Raw genomic sequence first — 10304 nt, 5'->3', positions numbered from 1 at the left:
CTGACCACGACCATGCCCTACATGAAGGTCGTCATCGACACGATGAAGGAAAAGGGCATCCGCGACGACTATGTCGTGCTGGTCGGCGGTGCGCCACTGAACGAGGAATTCGGCAAGGCCGTCGGCGCCGACGCTTATTGCCGCGACGCGGCGGTGGCGGTCGAGACCGCCAAGGACTTCATGAAGCGCAAGCATAACGTGCGGACTTGAGCACAGCAGTTCGGTCCGTGTTGTAACCGACAGCGCCGTCATGCACCCGGATGGCAAGATGGCCAGAATCGCTTGGCTCGAAGGGGGCTGAGGTCCGTATGCGCATCGAGTCGATCAAAGTCTATCAGGTCCTTCTGCCTGTCAAAGGCGGCGCCTACCGGATGGCTAGCGATACCGTGCAGAATCTGGATAGCACACTCGTTGAAGTGACCACCGAGGACGGACTGTCAGGCTGGGGTGAGACATGCCCGGTCGGCCCTGTCTATCAGCCCCAACATGCTCTGGGTGCGAGAGCGGCAATTGCCGAAATAGCGCCTGGACTCCTTGGTGAGGACACTGCGTCCATGCGCCGCCTCGCGAAAAGAATGGACGAGCGGTTGAACGGTCACAACTATGCCAAGGCGGCCTTGGACATAGCTCTCCTCGACCTCGCCGGCCTGCGGCTGGGCGTACCGGTTTCAACACTTCTGGGCGGTGCGCTCACCGATCGTGTGCCGTCTTACTACTCGACTATTGTCGGTGCACCGGACGAGACGGCGCGTATTGCCATCGACAAGGTCAAGGCCGGATACCCACGACTTCAGATCAAGATAGGCGGACGGGATCTCGAGCAAGATGTCGCCACCGTGCACAAGGTATGGGAAGCGGTTGGCTTCAAGGCCCGGATAGCAGTCGACGCCAATCGTGGCCTCACCGCCGCGGCGGCGCTGCACATCGATCGGCTTTGCCAGGCAATCCCGTTCGTGTTCGAACAGCCTTGCAACACCATGGAGGAAGTCGCGAGTCTCAAGGGACGCGTGACCCATCCGGTCTACCTCGATGAGAATGCCGAGGATTTGAATGCCGTCCTGCGGGCAGTTTCTTCAGGTATCGCGGACGGATTCGGATTGAAGGTCACCCGCCTTGGCGGCCTCACCAAGATGGTCACGGTCCGCGACCTGTGTGCGATACGATCGCTTCCGCACACCTGCGACGATGCCTGGGGTGGGGACGTCATCGCTGCGGCATGCGTGCACCTCGCCGCTACCGTCGAGCCGAGCCGTTTTGAGGGCGCCTGGATCGCGCAGGAATACATCGAAGGGCATACCGACCCCGTAAACCCCGTCGTCATCGAAAACGGGCATATACGCGTCCCTCAGATGCCAGGGCTCGGTGTCAAGCCTGAGCGTTCCCGGCTCAAATCGCCTGTCGCGACTTTCGGAGGCTGAGGATCCTGTGACGTTAGCGGCGATTGTATCTGGCTAGTATCGTCGGCAGTCAACCGCGGAAGTGCTTTTGCGAATCTCCAGAATGTCTGGCGGGGCGCCTTGGGCTGGCGCTCTAGGACTTCATGAGCCGCAAAAAAGCCGATATGCAGGATGTGTGGTATTGATAGCTTCAAGCCATCAGAAGCCGGAGATTCTGCATGAGACCGACAGTGCTCGTTGCCGTCCTTTCGATAGCCTTGCCCGCGGCCGCCGTCGCCGGACCAGCGTCCGACGCGGTGAAGTTCTTCTATGTGCCGGCGGTCAAATTCGAGGCCGACGAGCAATACCGGGATCGGTTCACCGAGCCGGTGACGAACTTGTTCAACCTGAACGACCAGGCAACGAAAAAGAACCCTGACGAGGTCGCCTGCATCGATTTCGATCCTGGCCTGGATGCGCAGGACTTCGATCAGAAGACTGTTTCGAAAACGCTGAAACTGGCCGAGAAGCTGGATGGTGACAGCGCCGAGGTTACAGCGTCCTTCAGCCTTTTTTCGGAAGGCGATGACTCCAAACGTGAGATGGTCTGGTCGCTCAAGAAGATCGGCGGCAAGTGGAAGATATCGGACATTGCCTCCAAGACCAGCGCCTGGAAGCTCAGCGCGCTGGAATGCACGGCCGGCCAGACGCCGGAGTAAGGCGATGGGCCGTCGCCCGTTCCTGGCACTGCCGGCTATTTGCCTGCTGGCGGCGGGTCTGAGCGGCGCCGCCGCGCAAGGGCTGTTCGGTGCGCCGCCGGCAAACGCGCCGGCTGACACCGCCCCGAGCGACAGCGGGGCGCCACCTGCAAATGCGCCCGGCGGTGCAGTGGAACCTGCGACGCCACCAGTTGCATGGCCGCCCAGCGAGCCCGCCGCGCCCATCCAACCGGGATCGCCGACAGCGGTGGTGCGGCCATTTTACGATCAGGTCGGGCTCGAACTCGATCCGGCGCAGCGCAGCCATTTCATCGATCCGGCGAAAACCGTTCTCGACAAGAGCGACGCCTTGCGCAAATCCGGACAGGGCGAATGCCTCGACCCCAACATGGCGCTCGACAACGCGAACTATGACAAGGCCGAGATCGACAAGAGCCTGAAGACGCTTGAAGCGATCAATGGCGACCAGGCCAAGGTCATTGTCGCCTTCGTCGTCGCCGACAACCCGCACCGGCTGGAATGGAAGTTCAGGAAGGTCGACGGCGACTGGAAGATATCGGACCTGTTGTCGGTGACCGGCGAATGGGCGCTCAGCCAGTATCAATGCGAATGAGCGGGAGACCAAAGCCACGTCGCGCTGAAACAAGTTCAGGCGACGCGCTTTAAGCCTTTGTTTTTAAGCATGTCGTTGCCCCAAAACCGGGGCCATCTTTGGCCGACACGTATTAGCCGCGCCCGCGATAGGGCGCCACTCCGGTATCCGGCAGCCAGGCACCTTCCGGCGGCGCGCCGGTCTGCCAGAACACGTCGATCGGAATGCCGCCGCGCGGGAACCAGTAGCCGCCGATGCGCAGCCACAGCGGCTTGGTTGCCGCCACGATGCGGCGGCCGATCATGACGGTGCACTCTTCATGGAAGGCGCCGTGGTTGCGAAACGAAGTCATGAACAGTTTCAGCGACTTCGATTCCACCAGCAGCCCATCAGGGGCGTAGTCGATGACAATATGGGCGAAGTCCGGCTGGCCGGTGACCGGGCACAGCGAGGTGAATTCCGGGCAGGTGAAGCGCACGATGGCCGGCGGGCCGTCGCCGCGCGTAAACGGCACGGTCTCCAGCACCGCCTGATCGGGGCTCTGTGGCGTCTCGACGTGTGCGCCGAGCTGGGTGAGGTTCTTGGTTGCGGTCATGGGCAGCATTCCTTCGAATTTTGCCGCTCATTAGCACCGGACCGAAAAGCGCGCAGCGGTTTTCGGATGAATCCGATGATTAAATGGGATCTGAACCATCGGACCGAAAAGTGCCCAGGCATCTTGGTGGCGCGCGGTCGGCCCTGCGTACGAGAGCCCGTGTACGTCGGTCAGACCGCGCGCCCGCACGTCATTGGCTTGTCGCCAGACAACGTACGATTCTATGAGTTGCTGCGTCTCAGACCATCCTGGCGACAGCCATGCACAGCACGGTGACGACCAGCAGCCACGCGGCAATGCGCTCGCCCGTCGCCATTCTGGCGCGCAGTTGCGTTTCGGTTTCCGCATTCGCACCGGCAAGCCGTCTGCTGGGCGCCCTGACCATGGCGCCGAGCACACCGGCGGCGGCGAAAGCGCTCAGGATGCCAAGCGCCAGCACCATTTCCATCGAGCCGAAATAGGCGCCGTGGAAGAAATACCAGAGCAGCGCTCCGGTCAGGAAAATCATGCCGGCCGCGCCCATTTGCGGCTGGATGAAGCGCTCGGCCCGGATATCGGGATCGCGCGCCAGCGTGATCGTTGTGCCTGCCCAGAAAACACCCGCCATGACGTGAAGGCCGATAACGACGATGTAGACATACTGCATGACCGGATCTCCTCTTTCGTCCGACATTGCCATATAGTTAGATATCTAACGGTTAGGTGTCAATGTATAAAACCAGGGCCAGTTCCATCGGCCTTTGCCTTGTTCTAGTGTCTTGTGATGACGCCTTTCGAACGCCCGCCAGTCGGCATGAATCTCGGCCGCACCGCCAAGCTTGTCGCCCAGGCGTTCGATGCTGCTTTGGTCGAAGCCGGCGGCACGCTGCCGGTCTGGCTCACTCTGCTGTCGGTCAAGTCGAGCAAGCTTGCCAACCAGCGCGAACTCGCCGGCATGATCGGCATTCAGGGCGCGACGTTGACCCATCACCTCAACGCGATGGAGGCGCAGGGCCTGCTGACGCGCCGCCGCGATCCCATCAACCGCCGGGTTCACCTGGTCGAGTTGACCGAGGCGGGAGAAGCGATGTTCGAGACATTGCGCAAGGCAGCACTTGTCTTCGACAAGCGGCTGCGGGTGGGGTTGTCCGACGAGCGGCTGGCGGAGTTCGCGCAGGTGCTGGCGGCCTTGCGGGCCAATGTGGAAAGCTAATGCATGTCGCCCAAAGGTGGCCCGGGTTTTTGGGACAACGACACGCATAGAGACGACAACTTAAAGCGCGTCGCCTGAATCCGGTTCCATGCGACGCGCCTTAAGGCAGGATGAGGCTCAGTCGTCGTAGCTCTTGATTGCCCCAAAGGTGTAGTGCCGCAGCTTCAGCGCGGTGATCAGATTGGTCAGCTTCGTCTTACCATCAAAGCTGTCCTGGAACATCTCGTCATGCATCAGCAGGATTAGCTTGCGCGGTTTGACGAAGCGGCCATAGCCGAACAGGTGATCGATCTCGCTGACCAGATGGTCGACGCTCTGCACCGGCTCGCCGCTGTCCTTGTGCACCCATTCGTGGTCCCAGCCGTAGAGATAAAACCCTGAGGCCGCGACAAACTCGTAGTCGGGCTCCTCGCGGCCCTCCTGGGCCAGGCCGAGCGAAGTGTCGTTCTTCGACATTGAGGGCAGCCTGAACACGTCGCGCCCCGGCAGCCGCGCGTGCACCACCGGCTTCAGGCCGAGCACCGCGTTTGCCCGCATCATGTCGGCGACGACGCCTTCGGTGTCGGCGTAGTAATGCTGGTAGCGGTTGTTGGCGTGGCTGTAGCTGTGGTTGCCGAGCGTCGCCAGCGGAAGCTGTTTGGCGCGCTGGACGAGCGCCCTGTTGGCGGCGCTCGCCTGCGCATGCATGCCGACCATGAACATGGTCGCCGGAACCTGCTCGGCTTCCAGCACGTCGAGGATGTTACTGGTGCCGTTCAGCGGGCCATCGTCAAAGGTGAGATAGATGGTGCGATCCGCCCCATGGGCGGGGAACGCAAAAATCAACAGTGCCGCCAGGACAATCCGAAACGATGTCATCACCCGCACTATCAGGTTGCGATGACGACAGGCCGCCATGTCCATGGAGGGTTGTCAAGGCGGGCTACGCCAGGCTTCGCTGCAGCACCGTCAGCTTGGCCTTCTTTGGCATCCGCGCCGTCAGCCATTCCAGCGCCTTGTCGTGCGGCATCGGGAAGGCGATGGAATAACCCTGCACCTGGTCGCAGCCGATCGCCATCAGCGAATCGAGCTCGGCCTCGGTTTCAGCACCTTCGGCAACGATCGAGATGCCAAGGCCACGCGCCAGCTCGGTGATGGCGCGCACGATCTTCGAGTTGTCGCCATTCTCATGGATATTCTGGACGAAGCGGCGATCGATTTTCAGCCGATCGATCTCGTTCGGGTTGACATGGCTGAGCGAGGCGTAGCCGGTGCCGAAATCATCAAGTTCAAGATGGACGCCGGCTGCCCTGATGTGGCGCAGTTTGGCGGCGATGCCGGTCTTCTCGTCGTCGAGAATGACGGATTCGACGATTTCCAGCGACAGTTTCTGCGGTGGCAGCCCGGCCTTTTCCAGCGTCTCGAACAGAAACGCATCGAAATCGTGCTCGCGCAGTTCGGTGCCTGAAACGTTGACCGCAAGCCGCCCGAAGGCGATGCCGGCGCGGTTCCATTCGGCGGCTTCGTTGATCGCCTTGGTGATGACGATGCGGCCGATCTCCGGCATGAAGCCGCATTTTTCGGCGACCGGAATGAATTCGCCGGGCGGGATCATGCCGCGCTCTGCATGGTTCCAGCGCACCAGCGCCTCGATGCCGCTGATCGTGCCGTTGGTCAGCGAGACCTGAGGCTGGAAAAAGACCTGGAACGCGCGGTCCGCGATGGCGACCTTGATGTCGTGCTCGAGCTGCTTGCGATAGTCGAGCTCGCGGCGCAACTCCTCGGAGAAGAACGAGAAGTTGCTGCCTCCCAGCTTCTTGGCGGAGTAGAGCGCCAGATCGGCGTGGACCAGCAGGTCCTGCGCATTGTCGGCGTCGACCGGGTAGACGGCGATGCCGGCGCTGGCGCCCGGAAGAATGGTCGTGCCCTGGAAGATGATCGGCTCGTTGATGTGGGCCAGGATGCGCCGCGCCAGCATGTTGATGTCTTCGGTGCCGCCGGCGCCGCCGAGGATCATGACGAACTCGTCGCCGCCCAGGCGTACGCACAGGTCCGATGCCCGGCAGGAATCGCGCATGCGCTGCGCCGTGACGACCAGCACATAGTCGCCGGCGGCGTGGCCGAGCGTATCGTTGATCTGCTTGAACCGGTCGAGGTCGAGCTGGACGACGGCAAGCCGCTCGCGACGCCGTTGCGAGCCCTTGATCAGCGTATCGAAATGATCGGTCAGGAACGTGCGGTTGTGCAGGCCGGTGAGTCCGTCATGCACCGCGATGAAGGCCATGGAATTGCGCGCGTCGATCAGCTCATGCGTCTTGCGCAGGATGGCGTTCGACATCGGCCTGAAGATGAAGAGCGCCACCAGCACGATGACCCCGAGGGTGGCGTAGAACAGCGTGCGGTGAAGCGCGAGCAGCTTCTCGGAGCGCTCGTCGGCATCGGCGCTGATGCGCTGCCCAAGGGCTGCGTAGCCCGACAAGGTCGCGTTGGCGACAGAAGCATCGAGATTGACGCGCTCGCCACTGCCCTTGTAGCCGTCACTGGCGCCCGTCAGCTGGGATTCAAAGGATGAAATCAGCCGCTTGCCATTGGCGACTAGGCCTACAGAGAAGTAATCGAGATGGAACGGCTTGGCGAACAGCACGCTCTCGGTCGATTTCGGGTCCAATCGGGCAGGCGACATCGGGTCGGCGTTGGTCTGCTCGAGCAGCAGATCGTAGTTCGTTTCGAACTCCGCCGTCGCCTGCTTGAGCGCGCTGACCAGCGCCGGCTGCTTGTCGCGCGTACCAGAACTCGTTGCACCGGCAAGGAAGACGATGCGCTGCGACAGGGTCTTTTGCGTGCTGACGATGTCGAGCAAGGTGTTGTTGTGCTGTTGGGTGGCCATCATCTGCTGCAGCAGGATGAAGGAGGCTATCACCATGGCGGCAATGATCAGCAGGGCCAGCCAGTAGCCAGCCTTGATCAGCAATGTGAGCTTGCCTGAAATGGTTTGCACCGGCTGCTGCGACATGTTGGGGGGCGGCCCTCTCGCCAACGGATTCTTGTTGCGAGGACCATTGGCTTGCAAACGTTAACAGGTGTGGAAATCGACAGCCGGACGGCGATGGGGAAACGCTTAAAGATCGCGAGATGGTTATCGGCTGGTTTAGCACTGTGTCGGCATTTGAGCGGTCGTCGGTCAGCACTGTTGCCGTGACGTCGCTTGCGCGGCCGCATGACGATGCATATCGGGACCGGCTGCCCACCGATCCGGTCGTTTTTGCGATGGATTTTTCGCGCGGGCCGGACGACAGTCGGCCCACATCAAATGGGGCCCGATCATGACCGCAGCATTTCTCTCTCACATCGACGGCGAACTCGCGGGGCTTAAATCGGCCGGCCTCTATAAATCCGAGCGGGTGATCTCTTCGACCCAGTCGGCGCAGATCGAGGTCGGCGGCCAGAAGGTGCTCAATTTCTGCGCCAACAACTATCTCGGCCTTGCCGACAGCGCCGACCTGCGCGCGGCGGCCAGCCAGGCGCTCGACCGCTATGGCTACGGCATGGCCTCGGTGCGCTTCATCTGCGGCACACAGGAGGAGCACAAGCAGCTCGAGGCGACGATTTCATCCTTCCTCGGCCTGGAGGACACCATCCTCTACGGCTCTTGCTTCGACGCCAATGGCGGCCTTTTCGAAACCCTGTTGGGGGAGGACGATGCGATCATTTCCGATGCGCTGAACCACGCCTCGATCATCGACGGCGTGCGGTTGTCGAAGGCAAAACGGTTCCGCTACGCCAACAACGACATGGCCGACCTCGAAGCACGGTTGATGGAGGCGAAGGATTGCCGCTTCCGGCTGATCGCCACCGACGGCGTGTTTTCCATGGATGGCATCATCGCCAATCTAAGGGGTGTCTGCGACCTCGCCGACAAGTACGATGCCATGGTGATGGTCGATGACAGCCATGCGGTCGGCTTCGTCGGCCAGAACGGCCGCGGCTCGGCCGAGCATTGCGGCGTCGAGGGCAGGGTCGACATCATCACCGGCACGCTTGGCAAGGCGCTCGGTGGCGCGTCCGGCGGTTACACATCGGGCAAAAGCCAAGTGGTCGACTGGCTGCGCCAGCGCTCGCGGCCCTATCTCTTTTCCAACACGCTGATGCCGGCGATCGCCGGTGCCTCGATCAAGGTGTTCGACCTGATCCGCAATGGCGATGCCTTGCGCGAACGCCTATATGCCAATGCAGAACGGTTCAGGTCGCAGATGGGCAAGCTGGGCTTCACGCTGGCCGGGGCCGATCATCCGATCATTCCGGTGATGCTTGGCGACGCGACGCTGGCGCAGGAGATGGCATCACGCATGCTGAAGCGCGGCATCTATGTCATCGGCTTTTCCTTCCCGGTGGTGCCGAAGGGCCAGGCGCGCATCCGCACGCAGATGTCGGCCGCGCATTCCAGTGCCGACATCGACCGTGCAGTGGAGGCGTTCGGCGCCGTCGGGCGCGAACTCGGGGTGATTTCCTGAAAAGCCGAAGTCGCAAAGCGCTTCCGGAACAAGAGATTCAAGGGACAAAAGCATGTCGAACATGATGAAGGCGCTGGTCAAGGCCAAGGCCGAACCGGGCATCTGGATGGAAGAGGTGCCGGTGCCGGAGATCGGCCCCAATGACGTGCTGATCAAGGTCAGGAAGACGGCGATCTGCGGCACCGACGTCCACATCTACAATTGGGACCAGTGGGCGCAGAAGACCGTGCCGGTGCCGATGGTGACCGGCCATGAATTCGTCGGAACGGTTGCCGATTTCGGCGCCGCGGTCACCGAATACAAGGTCGGCCAGCGCGTGTCGGGCGAAGGCCACATCGTCTGTGGCCATTGCCGCAACTGCCGCGCGGGCAGGGGGCACCTGTGCCGCAACACGCTCGGCGTCGGCGTCAACCGCCCCGGCGCCTTCGGCGAATATCTGGCGATCCCGCAGCACAATGTCGTGCCGATCCCAGACGACGTGCCGGACGAGATCGCCGCGATCTTCGATCCGCTCGGCAATGCCGTTCACACCGCCCTGTCCTTCGATCTGGTCGGGGAGGATGTGCTGGTCACCGGCGCCGGGCCGATCGGCATCATGGGCGCGCTCGTGGCGCAATGCGTCGGCGCGCGAAAGGTGGTCATCACCGATATCAACCCGGTGCGGCTGGCGCTGGCGAAAAAGCTTGGCGTGCAGCATGTCATAGACGCCTCGAAAGAAAAGCTGCGCGACGTCATGCCGGTGCTCGGCATGACCGAAGGTTTCGACGTCGGTCTTGAAATGTCGGGGGCGGCTCCCGCCTTCCGCGACATGATCGACACCATGAACAATGGCGGCAAGATCGCCATTCTCGGTATTGCGCCCACGGGCTTCGAGATCGACTGGAACAAGGTCATCTTCAAGATGCTGCATCTCAAGGGCATCTACGGCCGCGAGATGTTCGAGACCTGGTACAAGATGATCGCGCTGGTGCAGGGCCCGCTCGATGTTTCCGGGCTGATCACGCATCGCATCGGCATCGACGACTTCCAGACCGGTTTCGATGCAATGCGCAGCGGCAGTTCCGGCAAGGTGGTGATGGACTGGTGACGCAGTTATTTTTTCGTCACCTGAACTTGGACTGGAACGCTGAGCCCAACGCTCCCGATGTAGAGCTGACGGTTGAGGGTGACACGGTTCAGCTTGTATTTCTCTTGAATTCTTGGGCCTATGACGCGAGCAAGGGAGAGACGGGAACCCTTCGTTTTCATCGGCTGCAGCCGATGGCGATGGGACCTCACGAACGATCACGCTTGGTTTGCAGGGAAAGGCCTCTACGGCAAGCAAGCTCCAAAATGGGGCG

10 protein-coding genes and 1 pseudogene are annotated in these 10304 nt (G+C 61.7%); 7 read left to right on the top strand and 4 right to left on the bottom strand.

Annotated elements, in window-relative coordinates; all coding sequences use genetic code 11:
- The 4 genes and pseudogenes from AC1DZU_RS16855 to AC1DZU_RS16840 all read left to right on the top strand — a co-directional run.
- Window positions 1-210: pseudogene (locus AC1DZU_RS16855) on the top strand (cobalamin-binding protein); the annotation flags it as partial.
- A 98-nt stretch (window positions 211-308) separates the two neighbouring features.
- The gene (locus tag AC1DZU_RS16850) at window positions 309-1418 is read left to right on the top strand and encodes a mandelate racemase/muconate lactonizing enzyme family protein (RefSeq protein ID WP_477286472.1); all 1110 of its coding nucleotides are present in this window, start codon (window positions 309-311) and stop codon (window positions 1416-1418) included.
- A 197-nt stretch (window positions 1419-1615) separates the two neighbouring features.
- Window positions 1616-2095 carry a DUF3828 domain-containing protein gene (locus AC1DZU_RS16845; RefSeq protein WP_477286470.1) on the top strand — a complete coding sequence of 160 codons (480 nt, stop codon included), beginning with the start codon at window positions 1616-1618 and terminating at the stop codon, window positions 2093-2095.
- Window positions 2096-2099: 4 nt separating this feature from the next.
- Window positions 2100-2708 carry a hypothetical protein gene (locus tag AC1DZU_RS16840; RefSeq protein WP_477286468.1) on the top strand — a complete coding sequence of 203 codons (609 nt, stop codon included), beginning with the start codon at window positions 2100-2102 and terminating at the stop codon, window positions 2706-2708.
- A 112-nt stretch (window positions 2709-2820) separates the two neighbouring features.
- Here AC1DZU_RS16840 and queF read toward each other — a convergent pair whose 3' ends face one another.
- Window positions 2821-3282 carry a preQ(1) synthase gene (gene queF / locus AC1DZU_RS16835; protein WP_477286466.1) on the bottom strand — a complete coding sequence of 154 codons (462 nt, stop codon included), beginning with the start codon at window positions 3280-3282 and terminating at the stop codon, window positions 2821-2823.
- Between the two features lie 238 nt (window positions 3283-3520).
- Entirely contained in the window at window positions 3521-3928 is a 408-nt protein-coding gene (locus AC1DZU_RS16830) for a hypothetical protein (protein ID WP_477286464.1), read from the bottom strand.
- Window positions 3929-4045: 117 nt separating this feature from the next.
- On the opposite strand from AC1DZU_RS16830, the gene AC1DZU_RS16825 reads away from it, so the two are divergent.
- A complete protein-coding gene (locus AC1DZU_RS16825) occupies window positions 4046-4474 on the top strand; it encodes a MarR family winged helix-turn-helix transcriptional regulator (protein WP_477286462.1) in 429 nt (142 codons plus the stop codon).
- A gap of 117 nt (window positions 4475-4591) precedes the next feature.
- Here the strand turns inward: AC1DZU_RS16825 and AC1DZU_RS16820 are convergent, their stop codons facing one another.
- Together AC1DZU_RS16820 and AC1DZU_RS16815 are read right to left on the bottom strand one after the other, a co-directional pair.
- Window positions 4592-5332, bottom strand: a complete 741-nt coding sequence (locus AC1DZU_RS16820; protein ID WP_477286460.1) for a polysaccharide deacetylase family protein — start codon at window positions 5330-5332, stop codon at window positions 4592-4594.
- Window positions 5333-5396: 64 nt separating this feature from the next.
- Window positions 5397-7466, bottom strand: coding sequence for a putative bifunctional diguanylate cyclase/phosphodiesterase (locus AC1DZU_RS16815; protein ID WP_477286458.1), 2070 nt, complete (start codon window positions 7464-7466; stop codon window positions 5397-5399).
- Window positions 7467-7776: 310 nt separating this feature from the next.
- On the opposite strand from AC1DZU_RS16815, the gene AC1DZU_RS16810 reads away from it, so the two are divergent.
- Window positions 7777-8964, top strand: coding sequence for a glycine C-acetyltransferase (locus AC1DZU_RS16810; RefSeq protein WP_477286456.1), 1188 nt, complete (start codon window positions 7777-7779; stop codon window positions 8962-8964).
- Window positions 8965-9016: 52 nt separating this feature from the next.
- Entirely contained in the window at window positions 9017-10051 is a 1035-nt protein-coding gene (tdh, locus tag AC1DZU_RS16805; protein ID WP_477286454.1) for an L-threonine 3-dehydrogenase, read from the top strand.
- The last annotated feature ends 253 nt before the right edge of the window (window positions 10052-10304 follow it).

This window comes from Mesorhizobium sp. P2_A12 (assembly GCF_056405075.1).
Note: the sequence above shows the minus strand (reverse complement) of the source record. Positions and strands in the feature narration are given on the sequence as shown.

What these genes read in the sequence shown, in the direction of transcription:
- queF (WP_477286466.1), bottom strand. Translation starts at nt 3,282, where the DNA reads ATGACCGCAACCAAGAACCTCACCCAGCTCGGCGCACACGTCGAGACG.
- AC1DZU_RS16820 (WP_477286460.1), bottom strand. Translation starts at nt 5,332, where the DNA reads ATGACATCGTTTCGGATTGTCCTGGCGGCACTGTTGATTTTTGCGTTC.
- AC1DZU_RS16810 (WP_477286456.1), top strand. Translation starts at nt 7,777, where the DNA reads ATGACCGCAGCATTTCTCTCTCACATCGACGGCGAACTCGCGGGGCTT.
- AC1DZU_RS16840 (WP_477286468.1), top strand. Translation starts at nt 2,100, where the DNA reads ATGGGCCGTCGCCCGTTCCTGGCACTGCCGGCTATTTGCCTGCTGGCG.
- AC1DZU_RS16850 (WP_477286472.1), top strand. Translation starts at nt 309, where the DNA reads ATGCGCATCGAGTCGATCAAAGTCTATCAGGTCCTTCTGCCTGTCAAA.
- AC1DZU_RS16815 (WP_477286458.1), bottom strand. Translation starts at nt 7,466, where the DNA reads ATGTCGCAGCAGCCGGTGCAAACCATTTCAGGCAAGCTCACATTGCTG.
- AC1DZU_RS16825 (WP_477286462.1), top strand. Translation starts at nt 4,046, where the DNA reads ATGACGCCTTTCGAACGCCCGCCAGTCGGCATGAATCTCGGCCGCACC.
- AC1DZU_RS16845 (WP_477286470.1), top strand. Translation starts at nt 1,616, where the DNA reads ATGAGACCGACAGTGCTCGTTGCCGTCCTTTCGATAGCCTTGCCCGCG.
- tdh (WP_477286454.1), top strand. Translation starts at nt 9,017, where the DNA reads ATGTCGAACATGATGAAGGCGCTGGTCAAGGCCAAGGCCGAACCGGGC.
- AC1DZU_RS16830 (WP_477286464.1), bottom strand. Translation starts at nt 3,928, where the DNA reads ATGCAGTATGTCTACATCGTCGTTATCGGCCTTCACGTCATGGCGGGT.